Below are 19,328 nucleotides of genomic sequence, written 5' to 3'. Positions count from 1 at the left end.
GCACGCCGGGTGTGTCGCCTGCCCGGGTGCCCCTGCTCACCGCCGGCCGGGGGCCGCGGTGCTCTCCCGCACCACCAGCGTGGTCGCCAGTTCGACGCGGGGCTGCTCCGGACGCTGCCCCGCAGCCAGTGCGAGCACCATGGCCCCGGCAGCGGCCCCCATGTCGGCCAGTGGCTGGCGGACGGTGGTCAGCGGCGGCCCGCACCACTGAGCGTTCGGGATGTCATCGAAGCCGATGACGCTGAGATCCTCCGGGATCCGCAGACCGTGGCGCCGTGCCGCCTCGTACACGCCCAATGCCTGCAGATCATTGCCACACAGCACAGCGGTCGGCCGGTCCGGGCGCGTCAGCAGATCCTCGCCGTGTTCCAGCCCATCGGCAAACGAGAACAACCCCAAGCGCACAAGCCGGTCATCCAGCCCGACTCCAGCCGAGTCCAGCGCAGCCCGGGCACCCTCAAGCCGCGCCCGACCCGACAACCGGTCGAGCGGCCCAGAAATCACGGCGATGTCCCGGTGGCCGAGATCGAGGAGATGCTGGGTCGCCACGATCCCGCCGCTCCAGTTGGTGGCACCCACCGAGGGCACGTCGTGCGACGGCTGCCCCGTCGGGTCCAGCGCCACCAGGGGAATCCCGCTCGCCGCCAGCAGACTGTGCTCCTCGGGAGCCACATCGAAATGCGCGGTGATCACGCCGGTCGGCCGCCGGGCCAGCAGGTCGGCCGCCCAGGAACGGCCCAGTGCAGCCTGCGAACCGACGTCGGTGAAGCCCACCGCCAGTTTGTGGAGACCGACGACCCGCTGGACGCCATGCAAGATCTCGATGGCCAGGTTGCTCTGCATCCCGTAGAACACGACCTCCACGCTGGCCGCCGCGACTACCATTTCCGGCCGGCGATACTCGTGTTCCCGCAGCACGGACTCCACCCGGCGCCTGGTCTCGGACGCGACCCCGGAGCGCCCGTTGAGCACCTTCGACACGGTCGGAGCGGACACGCCTGCCAGTCGCGCGATCCGCGCAACGGTCATCTCGCCGCGCCGCCGTCCGCGCCGAGTGCCGGGCGCACGTGGGGCAGCGCCGGTCGCCGGTTGCGGCGTCTCGGTGTCGGATCCGGAAGCCGTCCGCCGTAGGTGCCTCGGCGATTGGCCGGTAGGGGCAGCGCGTTGCCGGCGCTTCGCGTCGCGCTCCGCCAGCAGCCGGTCGCGAATCTGTTCGGCCTCGGCCTGCGCGTCAGGGCCGGCCGGAATTGTCTCGGTTAGATGAATTCGCTTCCCTGTGATCGGGTCGACGCCGGCGTAGACCCGCACGCGCAACGATCCGCTGGGAAGCGTCTCGATCTCACCACGCGGCTGCCGCGTGGATGCGGTCGAATCCTCCATGGAGCCACCGTAACACGAAATTCTGGCTCCACGACTGCGCAGTTTCTGCTGCTCGCCGTGCCGCAAGTGGGCATGCGGCACGGCGAGCATCGCGGGTGGTCCGCCGCGACAGGGCGGTAGCGGCTCACGCCCACCGTCGGTGAGCACGGTTTGAACGGCTACCGGTGAAGAGATCCCTCATGCGCAATCACGGATGCCGATTCAACCTGGTTGTTAGCGCTGCAGTGTCAGCAAACCGGGTCGGTACGGCATCGTGTCGTAGTTGCTGTACGAACCGGGGGCATGTCCTTGGTAGAGCAACTGCAGGTTGCACGGGTCGACGGCCATGGTCTGGTCAGCGGTCGCTCGGACCAGATCGCCGTGGCTGATGTCGTTGGTCCAGGTGGCGCCGCTGTTCGCCTTGCCGGCGAACGGGTTGCTCTGGGTAGCGGCCTGCGGCTTCCACGACCCGCTCAGGCTGGTAGCGGTGAACGACCGGAAGTAGCGCCCGTTCGCCCCCATCGCCTCAACGATCATGAGGTACTGGTTCTGACCCTGCACCTTGTACACCTGGACCGCTTCGAACAGGTTGCTTTTGGTGTCGCTCATGATCGTGGTGTAGTCGGTGCCGAAGTCGCCGGGGAAGTCGCCGATGGGCATGCTGGCTCGGTAGATCTTGCCGTTGTCACCCGCGAAGAACAGGTACATCTTGGTGCTGTCGCCGATGATCGTCTGATCGATCGGGCCGGTGCCTGAGCCGGTGATGCTGCCGGAGAACAGCGGTTTTGCAGCAGACCAGCCGTTGGGGTCGGTCGGGTCGCTGGAGGTTCGATAGGAAAACGCGGTCGCGCCCCACTGGTAGGTGAGCACCCAGATCTTCTTCGGCGCGAAGTAGAACAACGTTGGAGCGACCGCACTGGACGACATACCGGTCTGGCTAACCGAGGCCATATCCGACCAGTCCTTGAACAAGCCGAAGTTCATCGAACCGTACGACGACCCGCTGTCGTGCGACGACGCGTAGACCAAGTGCTTGCCCTTGTAGGGCACCGAGGTGAAGTCCTTGAGCGCCACCCACCCCGACTTCGGGGTCGCCAACGCCCCCGTCGACTTCCAGCGATACTTCGACGGCAGGGCGCATGAAGCCGAGGCGCTCGTCGGTGTGGCTGTCTTGGCGGCGGCGCTGCTGGTGAGGCAGGAGGTTTTCTGAGGGCGGGCGGTGCTATTGCCGGTCGGAGCGGTGCTCGCCGTCGAGGTCACTGTGCAACTGGCTGAGGCGGGGGCAGTCTGCGAAGGCGGGGTCGAGACGTAGGCCGAGCCGTGGGCTGTATTTGGTGGCGGGGCAGAGGCGGCGACCGTGCTGATGGTTGCGCCCGTGGTCTGGGTGTAGGCGATGCCCGCGCCGACGGCGAGTAGACCGCTGATGGCGGCCGCTGAGATTGCGGTGCGCCGTCGTGCCGGTCGACGATGTCCGGGGGGACGTGCGGACGTTGTCATGACTTGCCTTTCGGGGGGCCAGGACCGTTGTGTAGTCGGTTGAGGCGTGGCCGAGCGGGGGCTCGGGCGGGGTGGGTCCGATGGGGGAGGTATGCGACCGGTTGGTGATCATAAAGTCTGGTGCCCTCCATGATCCAATAAAGGTCGCACCCGTCAATGCTTTCGTGAGCACCGGCATCCTGCCTGTGCACTTCAGCCCCCGGTGTCGTGCATCGCGGACCCCTCTTAGAGGGCGTTCGATTTGCGATTTATCTACTAGTATGTACCTCTCCAGGTAGGTGTTGATTCGTCCGTTATGCGGCGGCTGACGTTGTCGAGCATCGCGATGTGGATCATGGCTTCGGAGCTGTCCGGGCGGGTCTCGTAGTCGCGGGCGAGTCTGCGGTGCAGCATCAGCCAGCCCAGGCTCCGTTCCACCACCCAGCGCCGTTTCACGACGTGGAAGCCGCGGGTTTCGGTGTTGCGGGGTACGACCTCGGCGTCGATACCCAGCGTGGCGGCGTGTTCGATGAACTGGTTCTTGAAGCCGGCGTCCACCCAGGTCTTGGTGACGCTCGGGTAGTCGACTTTGAGCTGGTCCAGGACCTGGATACCAGCACGGTTCTCGGTCACGGACGCGGCCATGACGATGACGACCAGCAGAAGACCCAAGGTGTCTGTGACTACGCTCCGCTTACGGCCGACGATCTTTTTCGCGGCGTCGGTTCCCTGCGTCGCGGTCGGCGGGTTGGTGGACGTCTTCACGCTCTGTGTATCGATGACGGCGGCGGTGGGCTGCGGATCACGGCCTGCCTTGACTCGTGCGAGGGCAGTCAGATCGACGTTGAGCTGGGCGAAGACGCCTTCGTCGCGCCAGGCGGCATAGTAGAAGTACACCGTGGTGTGTGGCGTATATCGGGATGGAGCGTGCGTCATTCAGCCCGCCAGAGCATGGCCAAATAGCCATTCACGTGGTTGATGGTGCGTATCCGGCACACCGCAAATAGGTCATGGCATGACAGCAATTCCTCGAATGCCCTCTGAGCTGAGCAGTCTTAGCGAGGGGCTGGCCGCCTGACCGCGCCCAGCCCCTCGCTGTGAACGACACGGGAATGTCTGCTCACCTCGTCAGCGGCCGACTACCGGCACCACGACGCATGGCTGCCCGTCAAGGACGGCGTACTTCCCGGAGACGGCGGTCATGACCAGCCGCACCAAGCAGATTGGTCAACAGGCCAGCCGCGACCGCGGCGATCGTCGCCAAGTGTCGCGGAAGGATCGATCCCGCTCCACACGGGTGTTGCGTACGGCAATCGCCACGCATCAACTTCTCCAGTGTGGTCGTCATCGGCGCCGTCAAGGTCCCGCAGCTCACAGCAGGGTGCGCCAGTAGTCCCAGAACTGGACGCCGATCAGTACGGTCAGGATCAGCAGCCACAGCAGCGGGACTGTGCTGTGTATTCGCACCAGCAGATCGGTGACCCGGCGCGGGGCACGCAAGTGGCCACGTTCGGCGTTGTAAAGCGTCAGATACGAGAAGACCACGATCATGACGATCCACACCACCATGCAGTATGGGCAGAGCGCGCCGATGCGATACAGGCTCTGGAAGAACAGCCAGTGCACGAACCCGACCCCGAACAACGCACCGCCTTGCAAGGCGAGCCACCAACAGCGCGGAAGCCGGGCCCCAGCCAGCACCGCCGCGCCGGAAGCGGCCACCACGGGAAAGGCGGCCACACCGATCAGCGGGTTCGGGAACCCGAACACCTCCGCCTGGGTGGTTGTCATGATCGACCCGCAGGACAGGATCGGGTTGATCGAGCAGCTCGGGGTGTAGGACGGGTCCTTGAGCAGCGCCACCTTCTCGACGATCAGCACGAACGCTGCGAGGGCGCCGGCCAGGCCGCCGACGGTGAGGATCCAGCCGATCAGCCGGTCGGTGAGCGCCGGCTGATCATCGTGGTGGTCGCCGTCCACCTGGGCGGCGATGTCGGCGGTGGCCGTCACGGGGCGAGCGCGTTGTCGATGGTGGCCTTGAGCGCTTCGTAGGTGGGCTGCTCGGTGTACTTCTCGCCGTTGACGAAGAACGTCGGCGTGCCCTGGACCCCGAGTGCCGTGCCGTCGGCCGCGTCGGACTTGACCCGTTCGGCGACCTCTGGGCCCGCCACGTCGGCCTTGAACTTCGTCATGTCGAGGCCGAGCTCGCTCGCGTACTGCTCGAAGACCGGCGCCCGGGACTGCTCGGTGTGGCCCCACGCGGCCTGGTTGTCGAACAGTTTGACGTACATGTCCTCGAACTTGCCCTGACGGGCGGCAGCCTCAGCGGCGTGGGCGGCATTGAAGGCGTTGGGGTGGCTGGCGATCGGGAAGTACCGCACCACGTAGGTGATCTTGTCGCCGTACTCGGCGCGCAGCTTCTCCACGCCGGGGTAGGCGGCACCGCAGGCCTCGCACTCGAAGTCGAGGAACTCCACGACGGTGACCTTGCCGTCGGCGGCCGTGGACAGGCGGTGGCTGTCGTCGCGGACCACCTGAGTGGCCTCCGCGGACTTCGTGGGCTTGGCCGGCCCGGTCCCGGCCCGGCGGCCCCTTTGCGGTGCCGACGTGTCCTGCACGATGACACCCCGAACGTAAGTGCCGCCTACCGCGTCGACGCCGGCCCGCAGCAGTCGCAGCCGGGCGCGCATCCGCACACATCACCGGTCCCAGGGGCCTGCGCGGCCGGAACCGGGACGGCGCAGCAGCCGTCGCCGCGCCAGGCCTCCCGGCCCTCCTTCACCGCGACGGCAGCGATGATCAGGGCGGCGGCCGGGTCGGCCCAGGACCAACCGAACAAGCTGTTCACGGCAAGACCCACGAGCAGGACCGCCGAAAGATACGTGCAGAGCAGCGTCTGCTTCGAATCGGCGACCGCCGACCGGGAACCCAGCTCACGGCCGGCCTTGCGCTGCGCGTACGAGAGCCCCGGCATGATCGCGAGCGACAGCGCGGCCAACGCCAGCCCGACCGACGAGTGCTCGGCCTCGGCCCCGCCGATCAGCGCCCGCACCGACTCGACACTCACATAGGCGGCGAGGGTGAAGAACGAGACCGCGATGATCCGCAAAGCGACTTTCTCGCGGGCTTCGGGATCACGGCCGGCGAACTGCCAGGCGACGGCGGCCGCCGAGGACACCTCGATCACCGAGTCGAGACCGAAACTGATCAACGCCGTCGACGACGCCATCGTGCCGGCGGTGATCGCGACAACCGCCTCGATCACGTTGTAGGTGATGGTCGCGGCGACCAGTAGCCGGATCCGGCTACTGAGCTGCGCCCGCCGCTGCGGCGACGGCTCGGCGGTGGCGATCTGGATCAACGGGCGGCTCATCAGCAGCAGCCCTTCTCGGCCGCGTCGGGGCAGGCGGCCGGGTCGACGGCCAGCACCACACCGAGCAGGTCACCCAGCGCGTGCGCCAATCGGCGGTCGGCCAGCTCGTAGCGCACTCGCCGACCTTCGGGCACCGCGACCACCAAGCCGCAGCCCCGCAGGCACGTCAGATGGTTCGACAGGTTTTGCCGGGTCGTGCCCAGCCTCTCCGCCAGCTGCGCTGGGTACCCCGGCTCCGCCATCAGAGCCAGCAGCAGCCGGGCCCGGGTCGCGTCCGACAGCGCATGACCGAAACGGGCCAGCACCGCGCCATGAGTCAGCATCTCCACCCTGAAAACAGTACATCCAATGCTGTACTGTCGCCACTCCAAGACCTGCGCATCGAGAGGAACGGCTATGGCCTTACTCGCTTTCGCCCTGTACCTGACGGGCATTCTCACCGCATTCGGCCTGCGCACCTGGCTGCACCGGCGCCGCACCGGCGACACCGGTCACCGGCACAGCCACCCGCCAGCCGGCACCTGGGCATGGTGGGCCCAGGTGCTACTCGCCGCGGGACTGCTCGGCGGGCTGGCCGCACCGCTGCTGGACGCGACCGCGGTCCTGCACCCGGTCGCCTGGCTCGATCACACCGCCACCCAGTGGCTCGGCCTCGCGGTCGCGGTAGCCGGATTCGCCGCCGTCGTGGCCGCCCAACACGCGATGGGAACCTCCTGGCGAATCGGCGTCGATACCGGCGAACGCACAACCCTGGTGACCGGCGGAGTGTTCGGCGTCGTCCGCAATCCGATCTTCACCGCCATGATCACCGCGACCGCCGGCATCACCGCCATGACGCCCACCTGGGCCCAGCTACTCACCTTCGCCGCCGTGATCGCCGGCATCGAACTGCAGGTCCGCGTCGTCGAAGAGCCGCACCTGCGATCCGCACACGGCGCCGCGTACGACGGCTACACCCGCCGCACCGGACGGTTCCTCCCCGGCGTCGGGCGGACGCCAGCCTGATTCTCACCACGGACGCCGCTGACCGACGGACAGCACGATGCGCGAACAGCACCGGTGAAATCTGGCCCGGGTATCCGGCCCCGCGTCCCGGCTACCTCTCGGTCAGGGCGGACATAACGGATCCGACCGGCTAGCTGTCGCAGGATCGCGGCGTCGCGGCCATGGTCGCGGCTAAATGCCCGTGGAGCCGCTCAAACGGCTGCTGCACGGCCCGGTTATAGCGGCCGCTCGGTTTCGGCCGTAGTCATGTCGGTGGGGTCCAGGGCCGCTGGGCACCTCAACTGCAGCCCGGATCCCCGTGCTCACACTGCGACATTCTGCTAACCAGTCCAAATACTTGACAACCGGAGATAACGAATGGGGTGGCGGCGAAGGCCGGGGTCGTAGCGCAGCGCATCCAGGTGGGTCACCGGGATCTCCAACAGGGTGCCGAGCCGGTTGGCCAGCACCGTTTTGCCGGCGCCGCTGTTCCCGACGATCGCGATCTTCCGCATTCCGTGCCCTGTCATCGGTTGCCGCCCTCGCCGAGCAGGTCGTCGCGGTGGGTGAGGATGTAAGCGTTGGCCCGGCGGTAGCCGTCGGCGTGCCGCTCGTCGCGGTGGACCGCGAAGGCCGGATCACCGGCGTGTACCTGAGCGTCGATGTAGACGGCCATGGCCAGCAGGCGCAGGGTGGCGAAGTCCAGGACGTGGTCGGGCCGGATGTCGCGGCCGCAGCCGGCGGGCCCGGTCGGGTTCGCTGGTCCAGCCGAAACCGGCCACGCCGTCCGGCGGGTGCAACGGGACCAGATGGTGGGCCGCGTAGGCGAGATCCCAGACGCGGTTCGACGGGCCGGCGGTGTCCCAGCCGAGGATGCCGATCACCTCGCCGCCGTCGTCGAATACGAGATTCCACGGGGCGAGGTCGTGGTGGCCGATGCAGTCGATCACGGCCGGGACGGCGAGTTCCATCCGATGCCAGCGTCCGGGTTCCGGCGTCACGAAGCCTCGGGTGGCGTCGTGCAGCGCCCGACCAGCACGGGCCACGCTGATCAGCGTGGCGTCGCTGCGTAGGACCTCGGTCAGCGGTGGATCACCGGAATCGCCGGGAAGGAAACTCAGGATCTCGCGGCCCTCGGCGGTCATGCCGGTCAGCCGGGGCGAGAACGCAAAGCCTTGCTGTTCGAGATGGGTCAGCAGGGCGTGGACATTGGCTGAGGCGGGACCTGGCGAGCGTTCGACGGTCTCCCCACGGCGGACCGGGGCTGCGAAGCGGCCCCGCTGCATCGGATCGCTCACGGTCGCCTCTTCTCGGCCAGGCAGGCCCCGATCGCCCGGGACACCGGCGGCCGCCTCGGCCGGATCCTGCTGCCGCGGTCCTGGTTCGTCCAGGTCGAGGCCATCGCCACCGCGCGACGCTTACCCTCGCCCCGCACGCTCACGCCCTCTACCAGCGGGGCTGGGCGTACCGGGCGACCGGGCGTCCCGGGCTGGCGCTGGACGACTACGAGCAGGCTCTGACCCTGTACCGGCAGGCCGGCGACCGCGGTGACGAAGCCGCCACCCTCACCAACATCGGCGGCCTGTATGTCGGGCTCGGCGACTACCGGCAGGCACTGACCTACTACGAGCAGGCCCTGCCCGTCCGGCGGGAGGTCGGGGACCGGGTGGGGGAGGCGGCGACCCGCTACAACATGGCGATGCGCTACCGGGACAGCGGTGACCTGGCGGCCACGGTCGCGCAACTGGAACAGGTCGTGGAACTGGACCGGCAGGTCGAGCACCCCGATCTGGCCGATGACACGGCGATGCTCGAGCAGGTACGCCGGGAACTGGCCCAGGCACCCACCGAGACCTGACCAACTCAACGTGATCAGGACACGCCTCGAGCCCTCCCCACCCAGCAAGCAACAACCGAAACACGCATCACAGCGGGCAACAACCGCTCACCCTCGGCCGGTCGGGTACCGTCCCGGAATCTACCGAATACGGGGACACCTGGAGCCATGACGCCCCGGGCAGTGTCCGGGCCAGCGGGTGAATCGACGGTCGCTCTCTCAGGCGGCCAGGGCGTAGGTGGTGTAGTGGCCGGCGCGGCGGCGGCCGTGGATGACGAATGTGTCGCGGATGGTCCGCATGATGCTGCCGGTGCTGACCGACGACCCGGCCACCCGGGCCTCCAACCGGACCGGGGCGCCCTGCACGTCGGTGATCCCGGCGGCCCGGGTGGCCACGAACAGTTCCAGGTCGAAGGCGAAGCGGCGCTCGCGCAGCCGGGGCAGCACCGCCAGCAGCGCGTCGCGGCGGATCACCTTGCAGCCGGTCTGGGTGTCGCGCACGCCCAGCCCGAACATCGTGCTGACCAGGGTGGAGTAGCTGATCGACACCAGCTTGCGGAACCCGGACGCGGCACTGACCGAGCCGGCGTGCCGCTTGTCGGCGTACACCACGGCGTGCCCACCGGCGCGGGCGATCATCAGGTAGTCGACCAGGTGGCGCGGGTCGATGTCACCGTCGGCGTCGACGAACCCGATCCACGCCCCGTTCGCGGCGGCGAACCCCTGGTGCAGCGCCGCGCCCTTGCCCTGGTTGACCGGGTTGTCGATCACGGTCACCCCGGCCAGCCCGGCCAGCGTCGCCGCCGACCCGTCGGTGGAGCCGTCGGACACCGCGATCACCTCGAATGCCACCCCCGCCTCGGCCAGGCAGTCCACCAGCCGCTGCACCGTCGGGCGCAGCGCCGCACCCGGGTTGAAGTACGGCACCACCACACTCAACTCGACACCAGCCACAGCGGCGGCAGCGGCGGGGGCGGCGGGGGCGGCGATCACGGTGGCGTTCATGCCCCACCAGATCGGCCCGCCGTCTCAAGACAACCTCAGGCCAGACTCCGCCCTCCCGCAAGAAACCGACCCCCGCACGACACGAATCGACTCGGCGGCCCCACCGGCAGCCACCGCACCCTGGAACGGAGTGTGGAACTGTCGCCGCGGCACAGGGTGTGCGGTGGGGTGTCCACGCTGAATTCAGGCTGCCGGCGGCCGCCGGGACTCGGCCGTCCAGACGTCGGCGTCGGCGGCGGGCCACACCTTGCCCTGCGCCAGGTCGGTGCCAGGGAACGGGAAGTCCACCCGGCTGGTCAGCTGAAAGGCGCGCTGCCGGCTGACGCCGCCGAACCGGCTCCGGATCCCATGGGTGCCGACGAGGGCCCTGACCTGAACATGCTCAGCCGGGCGATCGCGTGTGCTTCGTGCACGGCGTCGACCTTCTGGGCGGCCCGAGCGACCCGCTCGATCGCCGCTACGACTGGCTGCGCGCTGCTGTTCATGGTCTGGGTCTCGAGGTCGGATGCCCACACGCGACACGATCTCAGCGCTCACAGCTTCCGCCGGTGTGGTGCTGGTGTCAGTGGTGGGGCAGGGGTGCCGGGCGGCCCAGGAAGTACCCCTGCCCGTAGGTGATGCCGAGTTCGAGGAGTTTGTCACGTTCAGCGGCGGTCTCGATGCCTTCAGCGATGAGCATGGCACCGATGTCGTTGGCGAACCCGGTAAGGCAACGGGCCAGGGCCATCCGGACCGGGTCGACGTCGATGCCGCTGGTCAGGGTGATGTCGAGTTTGATGATGTCCGGGCGCAGTTGCAGGATGTGGCTGAGACTGGCGAACCCGGCGCCGGCGTCGTCGACCGCGATCGGGATCCCGGCCTGCCGGAACCGGTCGGTGACCGCGACCAGCCGGGGATAGTCCAGAACCTGGGTGTGCTCGGTCAACTCGACCGCGATCTGCCGGTGCGCGTGGGTCAGCACGGTCTCCTGAACCCCGGGGTCCAGGATCGCCTCGACGGACAGGTTGGTACTCAGGTAGACCCCGGCCGGGACGTCGCCGAGCCGGGACAATGCCTGCCGCAGAGCCAGATGTTCCAGCTCCACACCGAGACCGACCTGGTTCGCCGCGGCGAACGCGGTTCCCGGGTCGAGCAGGCGGTGATCGGGGAACCGGGCGAGCGCCTCGTAGGCGACGATAGTGCTGTCGGCCAGGCTAAGCACCGGCTGGAAGGTGGCCTCGATCGCGGCGGAACCCAGAACGGCGTGCACGCTCTCGACGGTGGCCGGGCAAGCAGTCAGCGGCGAAGTCATGCCGGTAACGATCGGTGGGCTGTCTCAAGCCCGGTTCAGCCTGGCATCACCATCACCGCAAGAATCCGGCTGCCGCCCGTCCGGGCCGGCCCGGACGGGCGGCAGGCTGACGCGAATGAAATCGTCGCGCCTCGGCCCGGACTGCCGGAGCTGCCTGTCGTCGACTTCCCTGACGACGAAAGCCCTGAGCGCGGGCTGCACTGGAAGACGAAGGTTCCTCACCCGGCAAGCAGACGGCTGCCCGTTCATCTGGCTGGGCGAGCACGTGCGCGGCGCCGACGTGCTAATCCGTTCTTCCGACCAGCGCGAACGGACCTTCATCGCCCACGCCCAACCGATCACCACCATCGCGGAACGGCACCATCACCCTCGACACCGACCACCAGGCGCCAGCCTGCTGGTCCGCATCCCCTGCTATCCCGCCGCCCCCGAATGACGACACGAGCCGACGGTCCGACCGTGAGTTCCGTGAGGGCGCGGTTCGGATCGTGCGCGAGACTGGTCGGTGACCGGATGGCGGACGGCGCCGCTGCTGACGACGCGAGGGCGCCGCAGCGGGCTGCTTCGCGAACGGCCGCTGGTGCCGGGCCGCGATCTGTTCCGCGAACCGGCCTGAGCGCATACTTGACGTCATGACCACAAGGCTGCCGCAGACGGGTACGGCGAGACCGCAGTGTCGTCCGGCCCGACCGCGACGGCCGTCCGGCAGTCCAGCGCCGAGCCAATTCCTGCTGAACTGGGCGGAGGACGAGTTACGCCGGGCGCTGAGCCGGTCCACGATGCTCGACGGGCGGCCGTTCGAGATATTCGGGCAGGGCTCGCGTGTCAATGACACCCATCTCGACCAGGGCAGTGACATCGACCTGGTGCTGATGCTCACGGCGCCTGCCCCCGGCTACGGCTGGGAGGAGTTCCGCGATGACGTCCTGACCGTGCTGGGGAAGTCGTACACCGTTCGGATGGGCCGCCGCTGCCTCAACGTCGACGATCCCGGGTCACTCTTCGGGGAGATGGTGGACGTGCTCGTCGCCACCGAGCATCGCTGGTACCCGGTGCCCGGCGCCGACTACTACGAGCAGGGCGTCTTCTTCCGGGACCAGGACGGCCGGGCGATCGTCAACTTCCCCCGGCAGCACCGGCGTAACGGCGACGCCAAGGACCGGTGCACCGAGGGCCGGTTCAAGGCGGCGGTCCGGTCTGCCAAGCGTGCCCGGCGGCTCGGCGGCGCGGACCTGATGATCGACGGTTGGCTCGCCCCGTCGTACCTGATCGAATGTCTGCTCTTCAATGTCCCCGACCGGGTCTATCGCTCGGCCGCGTCACCTTCGGCGGCCTATCGGGACGCGCTGGCGTGGCTGCGCCGCACCCACCGCGACGATCCGGCGACCTTCGCCGCCCTGCCCTGCCAGAACGGGATCAACCGGCTGTTCGGGCCGGGCCCGGATCAATGGGATCCTGGCGCGGCTGCGAGAATCATCGGCGTCCTTCACCAACTCTGACGTCCGGGATGGATTTCGCAGTATGACCTGGACGGCCGCGCAGACTGCGGCGGTGATCGTGCCGGTCATCGCGATCTTCGGGGCGGCGCTCACCGCACTGATGACCTATGGTCTCAACCAGCGCGGGGCGCGCCGCGAGCGCCGGGCCCGGGCGTTCGGTGAGGCGCTCAGCGTCATTGAGGACTACGCGGAGATGCCGTACCGGATCCGCCGGCGCACCGGCACCGTGGAGGTGCGCCGGGAACTCACCGAGGAGGTGAGCCGGATCTATTCGCGGCTCGCCTTCCACCAGGCGCTGCTGGACATCGAGGCACCCGGGGTCGGAGCCGCCTACCGGCTGCTGGCCAACGAGGCCAAGGCCGAAGTCGGCGTGCAGATGAAGACTGCCTGGCAGAAACCGCTGCGTGCCACCGACGCGGAGATGAACCTGGAACAGCACTATGACCGCCGGCGGGTGGACGCCGCCCGCGATCGTTGTGTGACGGCCATGCGGGCGGCGCTCCGCCAGGGCAGCTTCCCGCTGCCCGTGGAGCGGGGGCGGGTGGCGGCGGGCTGACTTCGGCCCAGCAGAGGCAGACCCAGAACACTGGCGGGCCTCACCTCGGAGTACGCAGGAATGCCCGCCAGCGCTGGATGTGGTGACGCTCGGAGGGGCCGAGTGTCTCCTCGTCGAGCGGGCTGGTCGGCAGCGTCCCACAGACCGCGCCGAAGTCTTGTTCCACCACCGCGTGTGCGAGCGCCACGGCCGCGGTCAGGTCCCCGGCCGTGGTGGGCGTCTCGGTTCGCGCGTGACCAGCGGCGGCTTCGACGATGTCCGAGGGCAGTCCCCAGAGTGACAGCAGACTGGCGCCGGCATCGCTGTGTGAAGTGCCGAGTCTGGCGGACTCGAGTTCGCAGAGTGCAGGGGTATCCCGCGCCTCGGCCCCGGGGGCGTTCGCGACGGCGCCGGCCGCCTCGCCGGACTGTCGCCACTCGCTGATGATGATGCCGAACTGGTCGGGGCGTGAGGTGGCGAGGACGAGTTGGCCGACCTCGTGCAGCAGCCCGGCGGTGAAGGCGTGCGGGGCCCAGCTCTCCCCGGTGGACAGCCGGTTGGCGAGCTGAGCGGTCTGCACGGAGTGCGTGTTGAGGGCGTTCAGCCAGGCCGTGGGCAGGTGTACGCGTTCGGTGAAGACGCTGACGATGTCGTGCAGCAGCACCAGTCCTCGTACGACGTTGGTGCCCAGCAGTGCCACGGCCTGGGTGATGTCGGCGAGCCGGCGGCCGGCCGTATGGGCCGACGAGTTCGCGAGGTTCAGGATCTTGGCGGCTACGGCCGGATCTCCCTCGATCACCTTGCTGATCGACGAGGCACTCGCCGTCTCGTCCTCGAGCACGCTGAGCAGTTCGGCGAGCAGCGCCGGAGGACTCGGCAACGTTGATACGCCGGAGACGTCGCTGATGATGCCGGCGCTCGTCGAGGTCGTTTCCTGGGCGCCCAGTACCAGTTCGATCGCCTCGACGATCTCGTCAGGGGCGGCTGGCTTGTTGAGGAACTGATGCGCGAGTGTCATCACCCGCATGACGTTGTCGGCGCTGGTCTGGCCGCTCAGGATGATCCGGGCGGTGTCCGGTGACATCTTCCGTACTTTCTCCAGCAGCGCGGCGCCGTCGATCTCCGGCATCCGGAAGTCGGTGACGACCACGTCGCAATGCCGTTCGGCGATCAGCAGAAGCGCCTCTGCGCCACCGCTGGCGAACGACATCTCCCAGCGGTTTCGTTGCCCACGCAGCATCCGGCGCAGCCCGTCGAGGACGCGTGGTTCATCGTCCACGAACAGGACGTGTGGCTTCTGTGTCACGCCGCCACCTCCCTGATGTCTTCGGTCACGACCGGTGGAGCCGGGAATCCTCGGTGGTGAGGTCAGACGAGTACCGCGACCGGTTCGACGATGCCGACGCCTTCGGCGAAGTGGCGCAGGCGGATGGCCATCGTCTCGGTCAGCAGTTCCCCGCCGCGTACCAGGACGAGCCCGCTGTTCGTGACGATGTCCTGGTCGACCACCATGCCCACCATGAGTTCGGCTCCGGAAACCTTCCGGGGCTTGCGCACCTTCGCCGTCGTGTAGGCCCGCAGCAGGGATTGGACGATCTCATTCGGGTACTGGGTGAGCCCGGCGGCGACCGAGGCCGGTGTTCGGCCCGCCTCGACCCCCACGACGAACGCGACCGCGGCGGCGTACGGCGCCTGGTGCTCGTCGACCTCACCGGCTGGCTTCTCCCCGGCGGTGAGCGGCTGCGCGGCCACCCAGTCGGCGACGCGGCCGAGCCGGGGGATGCGCTTGACCAGTTCGTACGCCAACTGGGGGTGGCTGTGGAACAAGGCTTCGGACTCCGAGTCCAGGGTCTCGCCGGCACGAACCCGGCCGAGGACCTCGCCGGGGATGGCGAGCAGCCCGACCTGCCCGAGCATTGCCGCGATCCGCGGTTCCCACGCCTCCGCGGGGGCGACCGCGTCGACGAGGGCGCACAACTGTTCGCTGCGTGCCGCGGCGAGCGGGTTGGTCGCCTTCATCAGATCGGTCAGCAGTTCCACGGTGCCGTCAAGAGTGCGCTGAAGCAGTTCCCGCTCGGCCATGACCAGCCGGTGCTGGTGCAGGGCCGCGTTCAGGGCGCGGGTCAGGTGGTCCGGTTCGCACGGTTTGGTAAGGAAGCGGAACAGGTTTCCGTCATTGACGGCGGCGATGGTGGAGGTCAGGTCGGCCTGGCCGCTGAGGATGATCTGCACCGAGTCGGGGCTGACGTCGCGGGTCCGGGCGAGGAACTCCGCGCCGTTCATGACCGGCATCATCATGTCGGATACCACGACTGCGTACGGGCTGGGAGCACCTTCGATCCGCGCGAGTGCGTCAGCGCCCGACGTACTGAAGTCGATCACATAGCGACCGTGCAGCGAGCGTCGCAGACCGTCCAGGAGCCGCTGTTCGTCGTCGACCATCAGAATGCGCTCAGCCACCGGCGCAGCATATGTCCCGTACGCCGGGAAACGACGCTGAATGCGCAGCTCAGCTTCGTCATCGCGGGGCCGAAGGAGTAGGCGGCAGACAGGGGAAATCCATGGTCACGACCGCTCTGCCCCGAAGCGGGCAGCACATCGCCGCCGCGTCAGCGGCGTCGCATCTGTCGGACGGCGCTGCCGCGGTGGCCGAGATCGCCGCCGCGCTCGGCTCCCAGGCCGATCTCTACACGGTTTTCGTGTCCACCGGCTACGACCTCGAGGTGGTGGGACCGGCACTGAAACAGCATTTCGGTGACCAGGTCATCGGGTGCACCAGCTCCGGAAACATCGGACCGAACGGTTACGAGCGGACCGGTATCTGCGCCGCCGCACTCACCGGGGGCGGCCTCCAGACCCGGACGATAACGGTCGGCCCTCTCGACGACACCGCCACCGCCGTCGAACAGGCCGGCTCGGCCCTGGCCGGGCTGCGGTCGGAGCTCTCCGCCGACGGCGAGGGCTTCGCGGTGTTGCTCACCGACGGGCTGACCCGTAACGAAGACCTGCTGGCCGCCAACCTGATGGCGACACTGGGCGATGTGCCGATCGTGGGAGGCTCCGCCGGCGACGATCTGGCCTTCGCCCACACCGCCGTCTACCACGATGGAAAATTCCTGGCCAACACCGCCACGGTCACGCTGGTCCGGACCGGGGCACCGTTCCATCTGCTGCGGCTGCAGCATCACGAGCCGACGGACACCATTCTGGTGGCCACCGACGTGGACGCCGACCGGCGGATCATCCGGCAGTTCAACGGGCGGCCCGCCGCCTCGGCCTACGCGGAGGCGGTCGGCACCACTCTGGCCGACATCGGCCCGACGACGTTCTCAACGCATCCGCTGCTGCTGAACGCGGGCGGGTCGAGCTGGATCCGCAGCATCGCCGCGGTCAACGCCGACGAGTCGCTGAGCATGTTCGCCCGGGTCGACACCGGTGACGTCCTGCGCCTCGGCCGGCCCGCAGGGATGCTGGAGACGCTCACCGAGCGGTTCGACGCGATCGCCGCCGAACTCGGCTCGATCAGCGCCGTACTCACCTTCGACTGCATCCTGCGCCGCCTGGAGTTCGAGGAACACGGGCTGGCCGAGAAGGTCGGCACCTTCCTCGCTGAGCATCGGGCGATCGGCTTCAGCACATACGGCGAGCAGTTCAACGGCATGCACATGAACCAGACACTGGTGGCCGTGGCGTTCGGCTGACCGACTTCGAGGAGACCCGATGACCGACACCGCGACGAAGCCCGACACCGACGAGACCGCGGCGCTGCGCCGCACGATCGAGGAACAGCGGCGCACCATCGACGCCCTGGTCGTCGCGGCCGAGCGGCGCACCACCGGGGAACCCGACAGCGCGGCCCTGGCCACCTGGCAGCGCAACATGACGCTGCAACGTCGCCTGGTCGAACGCACCGAGCGCATCCGCAACGCCGAACAGCTGCTACGGGCCGTCATCGACTCGATCGACGCGGGCCTGTGCATCCTGGACGGTGACGGCCGGATCGTCGACACCAACCAGGTATGGGGCACGATGCAGGACCGGGCGCGGGGTGACCGTACCGCGACCAGCTTCTTCACGCTGGCGGACCGGTCGGTGAAGGGGCTCGGCACGCTGACCCAGGAGGCGGCCACCCAGGTCCGGCACATGCTGAGGAACCAGGCGAGCCAGGTCACCGCCACCCACCAGGTCGAGACGGCCGAGGGCCCGCGCTGGTGGCGGATACGCGCCGACCCGGTACGCGGCCACGGCGACGCCCAGGCCGTGCTCACCCTCACCGACGAGACGAACGCCGTCCGTACCCAGGAGGAACTGCACCACGCCACCCGGGAAGCGTCCCGGCTCGCCCTGGTGGCCCGGCACATGGAGGACGGCGTCGTGATCGCCGACACCGAAGGCCGGATCGAGTGGGTCAACGATGCCTTCATCACCCTGAGCGGGTACACCCGGGCGGAGGCGACCGGGCGGCTGCGGACCGACCTGCTCGGCGCCGACACCCTCCCGCCCCTCGACCTCTCCGCACTGGCCGTCGGCGAATCGATGGTCCTCCCGGAGTTCGAGACCCGCACCAAGGACGGACGGTTCTGCTGGATGCGTGTGGCTCTGTACCGGGTCGCCGACGACGAGGGCGTCGTCAGCCTGATGGCCGTCGAACGGGACATCACCAAGCGGTACAACGCCGAACAGGCGCAGAAGGCGGCCAAGAACCGTGCCGAATCACTCGCTGCCGATCTGTCGGTGGAGAAGGCGGTGCTGACCGGGGTCATCTCGTCGATCCCGCACCTCATCTACTGGAAGGATCCCGAGGGCCGCTACGTGGGTCACAACGCGGCTTTCCTCGCCACCCGAGGCCTCCCGGCCGACACTGATCTCACCGGCCGTACCGAGCACGAGATCGGGGCGGCGGACGAACTCGCCACGCTGTTGTCCGGCCTGGAAGCCCGCGTGCTGGAGACCAACGAGCCGATCGTCGACCACCATGCCACTGTGACCGGCCCCGACCGCAGCCTGCGCACCATCCTGATGAGCGCACTGCCCCAACCCATCGGGAACGGCCGCATCGGCGTCATCGGCATCGGCGCCGACGTCACCCGGATCAGCGCGCTGGAACGCCAACTCAACCAGACCAACCGGCTCGAAGCGATCGGCCAACTCGCGGCCGGCATCGCCCACGAGATCAATACTCCGATCCAGTTCGTCTCCGACAACACCCGCTTCGTCGAACAGTCCTTCACCCAACTGTTGGACGCCGTCATCCAGCTCCGCGAACCCATCGCCGCGATCGACCCTGACCTCGACCTCGATTTCCTCGTCGCCGAGGTGCCCACCGCGATGACCGAGTCGCTGGAAGGGCTCGCCCGGGTCGCTCAGATCGTCCGGGCCATGAAGGACTTCTCCCACCCCGGTCACGGCCTCGGCGACGTCGATCTCAACCGCGCGGTCGAGAGCACCTCCCAGGTCGCCCGCAACGAGTGGAAGTACCACGCCGAACTGGAACTCGACCTGGGCCCCGACGTCGGCCTCGTACCCTGCTACGAAGGTGAACTCAAGCAGGTCATCCTCAACCTCATCGTCAACTCCGCACACGCGGTCGAGGCGGCCGCACCGCAGCGTGGGGGCGGGCTCGGCCATATCACCGTCCGCACCGCCCGGACCGCGGACGACATCCGCATCACCGTCGCTGACGACGGCATCGGCATGGACGAGGCCACCCAGCTACGGATCTTCGACCCCTTCTTCACCACCAAGGAGGTCGGCAAAGGCACCGGGCAGGGACTGAGCATGGCCTACGCCACCATCGTGCAGAAGCACGGCGGCACCATCCAGGTAACGTCCACCCCCGGAGCAGGGGCCGAATTCACCATCAGGATCCCCACCCACATGGAGACAAGAACTACCGAATGACGGCGCCAGTGTGCTGCTGATCGGCGCGCGACCAATCGACATGCCGACATGCCCGAACTGCCGACCGT

The 19,328-nt window shown here is 68.3% G+C and carries 19 protein-coding genes and 1 pseudogene; 6 read left to right on the top strand and 14 right to left on the bottom strand.

The genetic code is table 11. The annotated features are described in order from the left end of the window. Window positions 1–36: 36 nt before the first annotated feature. The 7 genes and pseudogenes from BLU81_RS12010 to BLU81_RS11980 all read right to left on the bottom strand — a co-directional run bounded on the left by BLU81_RS12010 (window position 37) and on the right by BLU81_RS11980 (window position 6,531). Window positions 37–1,380, bottom strand: a complete 1,344-nt coding sequence (locus BLU81_RS12010; protein WP_231954433.1) for a LacI family DNA-binding transcriptional regulator — start codon at window positions 1,378–1,380, stop codon at window positions 37–39. A 213-nt stretch (window positions 1,381–1,593) separates the two neighbouring features. Next, window positions 1,594–2,724, bottom strand: a complete 1,131-nt coding sequence (locus BLU81_RS12005; RefSeq protein ID WP_407923901.1) for a non-reducing end alpha-L-arabinofuranosidase family hydrolase — start codon at window positions 2,722–2,724, stop codon at window positions 1,594–1,596. A gap of 387 nt (window positions 2,725–3,111) precedes the next feature. Beyond that, window positions 3,112–3,768: pseudogene (locus BLU81_RS12000) on the bottom strand (IS5 family transposase); the annotation flags it as partial. A 438-nt stretch (window positions 3,769–4,206) separates the two neighbouring features. Next, entirely contained in the window at window positions 4,207–4,845 is a 639-nt protein-coding gene (locus BLU81_RS11995) for a vitamin K epoxide reductase family protein (RefSeq protein WP_373873334.1), read from the bottom strand. Continuing rightward, window positions 4,842–5,525 (bottom strand): DsbA family protein, encoded by a 684-nt coding sequence (locus BLU81_RS11990; RefSeq protein WP_092544326.1) that lies wholly within the window; start codon window positions 5,523–5,525, stop codon window positions 4,842–4,844. The genes BLU81_RS11995 and BLU81_RS11990 overlap by 4 nt, the downstream gene beginning before the upstream one ends. Next, entirely contained in the window at window positions 5,480–6,208 is a 729-nt protein-coding gene (locus BLU81_RS11985) for a cation transporter (RefSeq protein WP_092544324.1), read from the bottom strand. Before BLU81_RS11985 ends, BLU81_RS11990 begins: the two co-directional genes overlap by 46 nt. Further along, complete coding sequence (locus BLU81_RS11980) at window positions 6,208–6,531, bottom strand: ArsR/SmtB family transcription factor (protein ID WP_092544321.1); 324 nt, start codon at window positions 6,529–6,531, stop codon at window positions 6,208–6,210. The genes BLU81_RS11985 and BLU81_RS11980 overlap by 1 nt, the downstream gene beginning before the upstream one ends. A gap of 73 nt (window positions 6,532–6,604) precedes the next feature. On the opposite strand from BLU81_RS11980, the gene BLU81_RS11975 reads away from it, so the two are divergent. Then, window positions 6,605–7,213: a methyltransferase family protein gene (locus BLU81_RS11975; protein WP_092544319.1), complete on the top strand. Its 609-nt coding sequence runs from the start codon at window positions 6,605–6,607 to the stop codon at window positions 7,211–7,213. Window positions 7,214–7,533: 320 nt separating this feature from the next. On the opposite strand, the gene BLU81_RS47950 is transcribed toward BLU81_RS11975, so the two are convergent. From BLU81_RS47950 to BLU81_RS50520, 3 genes are read right to left on the bottom strand one after another with little or no spacing between them, the layout of a single operon-like run. Further along, a complete protein-coding gene (locus BLU81_RS47950; protein ID WP_157751499.1) occupies window positions 7,534–7,707 on the bottom strand; it encodes a P-loop NTPase family protein in 174 nt (57 codons plus the stop codon). A gap of 11 nt (window positions 7,708–7,718) precedes the next feature. Further along, window positions 7,719–7,868 (bottom strand): hypothetical protein, encoded by a 150-nt coding sequence (locus tag BLU81_RS47945; protein ID WP_157751498.1) that lies wholly within the window; start codon window positions 7,866–7,868, stop codon window positions 7,719–7,721. Beyond that, on the bottom strand, window positions 7,831–8,490 hold the full coding sequence (locus tag BLU81_RS50520) for a phosphotransferase (protein ID WP_092544317.1): 660 nt from the start codon (window positions 8,488–8,490) through the stop codon (window positions 7,831–7,833). The genes BLU81_RS47945 and BLU81_RS50520 overlap by 38 nt, the downstream gene beginning before the upstream one ends. Here BLU81_RS50520 and BLU81_RS11965 point away from each other — a divergent pair. After that, window positions 8,406–9,050: a tetratricopeptide repeat protein gene (locus tag BLU81_RS11965; RefSeq protein ID WP_231954766.1), complete on the top strand. Its 645-nt coding sequence runs from the start codon at window positions 8,406–8,408 to the stop codon at window positions 9,048–9,050. The two genes, BLU81_RS50520 and BLU81_RS11965, sit on opposite strands and share 85 nt — an antisense overlap. Before the next feature lie 198 nt (window positions 9,051–9,248). On the opposite strand, the gene BLU81_RS11960 is transcribed toward BLU81_RS11965, so the two are convergent. Beyond that, complete coding sequence (locus BLU81_RS11960) at window positions 9,249–10,034, bottom strand: glycosyltransferase family 2 protein (RefSeq protein WP_092544315.1); 786 nt, start codon at window positions 10,032–10,034, stop codon at window positions 9,249–9,251. Window positions 10,035–10,596: 562 nt separating this feature from the next. Then, complete coding sequence (locus BLU81_RS11950) at window positions 10,597–11,325, bottom strand: EAL domain-containing protein (protein ID WP_231954431.1); 729 nt, start codon at window positions 11,323–11,325, stop codon at window positions 10,597–10,599. Between the two features lie 632 nt (window positions 11,326–11,957). Here BLU81_RS11950 and BLU81_RS11945 point away from each other — a divergent pair. Together BLU81_RS11945 and BLU81_RS11940 are read left to right on the top strand one after the other, a co-directional pair. Then, window positions 11,958–12,824: a nucleotidyltransferase family protein gene (locus BLU81_RS11945; protein ID WP_157751496.1), complete on the top strand. Its 867-nt coding sequence runs from the start codon at window positions 11,958–11,960 to the stop codon at window positions 12,822–12,824. Window positions 12,825–12,846: 22 nt separating this feature from the next. Then, window positions 12,847–13,380: a hypothetical protein gene (locus BLU81_RS11940; RefSeq protein WP_092544309.1), complete on the top strand. Its 534-nt coding sequence runs from the start codon at window positions 12,847–12,849 to the stop codon at window positions 13,378–13,380. A 40-nt stretch (window positions 13,381–13,420) separates the two neighbouring features. Here the strand turns inward: BLU81_RS11940 and BLU81_RS11935 are convergent, their stop codons facing one another. Together BLU81_RS11935 and BLU81_RS11930 are read right to left on the bottom strand one after the other, a co-directional pair. After that, window positions 13,421–14,665, bottom strand: coding sequence for an HDOD domain-containing protein (locus BLU81_RS11935; protein WP_092544307.1), 1,245 nt, complete (start codon window positions 14,663–14,665; stop codon window positions 13,421–13,423). 62 nt (window positions 14,666–14,727) lie between these two features. Further along, entirely contained in the window at window positions 14,728–15,819 is a 1,092-nt protein-coding gene (locus BLU81_RS11930) for a response regulator (protein WP_092544305.1), read from the bottom strand. A 101-nt stretch (window positions 15,820–15,920) separates the two neighbouring features. Here BLU81_RS11930 and BLU81_RS11925 point away from each other — a divergent pair, with 101 nt between their 5' ends. Together BLU81_RS11925 and BLU81_RS11920 are read left to right on the top strand one after the other, a co-directional pair. Beyond that, window positions 15,921–17,060 (top strand): FIST N-terminal domain-containing protein, encoded by a 1,140-nt coding sequence (locus tag BLU81_RS11925; RefSeq protein WP_172890533.1) that lies wholly within the window; start codon window positions 15,921–15,923, stop codon window positions 17,058–17,060. Window positions 17,061–17,079: 19 nt separating this feature from the next. After that, window positions 17,080–19,260 (top strand): PAS domain-containing sensor histidine kinase, encoded by a 2,181-nt coding sequence (locus BLU81_RS11920; protein WP_092544301.1) that lies wholly within the window; start codon window positions 17,080–17,082, stop codon window positions 19,258–19,260. The last annotated feature ends 68 nt before the right edge of the window (window positions 19,261–19,328 follow it).

The sequence above is a fragment of the Actinoplanes derwentensis genome (assembly GCF_900104725.1).
GTDB classification, from domain to species: Bacteria; Actinomycetota; Actinomycetes; order Mycobacteriales; family Micromonosporaceae; genus Actinoplanes; species Actinoplanes derwentensis.
Note: the sequence above shows the minus strand (reverse complement) of the source record. Positions and strands in the feature narration are given on the sequence as shown.

Bases quoted from the DNA above. Each gene is read 5' to 3' on its own strand.
- BLU81_RS11925 (WP_172890533.1), top strand. From the start codon at position 15,921: ATGGTCACGACCGCTCTGCCCCGAAGCGGGCAGCACATCGCCGCCGCG.
- BLU81_RS12010 (WP_231954433.1), bottom strand. From the start codon at position 1,380: ATGGAGGATTCGACCGCATCCACGCGGCAGCCGCGTGGTGAGATCGAG.
- BLU81_RS11920 (WP_092544301.1), top strand. From the start codon at position 17,080: ATGACCGACACCGCGACGAAGCCCGACACCGACGAGACCGCGGCGCTG.
- BLU81_RS47945 (WP_157751498.1), bottom strand. From the start codon at position 7,868: ATGGCCGTCTACATCGACGCTCAGGTACACGCCGGTGATCCGGCCTTC.
- BLU81_RS11985 (WP_092544324.1), bottom strand. From the start codon at position 6,208: ATGAGCCGCCCGTTGATCCAGATCGCCACCGCCGAGCCGTCGCCGCAG.
- BLU81_RS11990 (WP_092544326.1), bottom strand. From the start codon at position 5,525: ATGCGCGCCCGGCTGCGACTGCTGCGGGCCGGCGTCGACGCGGTAGGC.
- BLU81_RS47950 (WP_157751499.1), bottom strand. From the start codon at position 7,707: ATGCGGAAGATCGCGATCGTCGGGAACAGCGGCGCCGGCAAAACGGTG.
- BLU81_RS11945 (WP_157751496.1), top strand. From the start codon at position 11,958: ATGACCACAAGGCTGCCGCAGACGGGTACGGCGAGACCGCAGTGTCGT.
- BLU81_RS11980 (WP_092544321.1), bottom strand. From the start codon at position 6,531: ATGCTGACTCATGGCGCGGTGCTGGCCCGTTTCGGTCATGCGCTGTCG.
- BLU81_RS11950 (WP_231954431.1), bottom strand. From the start codon at position 11,325: ATGACTTCGCCGCTGACTGCTTGCCCGGCCACCGTCGAGAGCGTGCAC.
- BLU81_RS11940 (WP_092544309.1), top strand. From the start codon at position 12,847: ATGACCTGGACGGCCGCGCAGACTGCGGCGGTGATCGTGCCGGTCATC.
- BLU81_RS11960 (WP_092544315.1), bottom strand. From the start codon at position 10,034: ATGAACGCCACCGTGATCGCCGCCCCCGCCGCCCCCGCCGCTGCCGCC.
- BLU81_RS11975 (WP_092544319.1), top strand. From the start codon at position 6,605: ATGGCCTTACTCGCTTTCGCCCTGTACCTGACGGGCATTCTCACCGCA.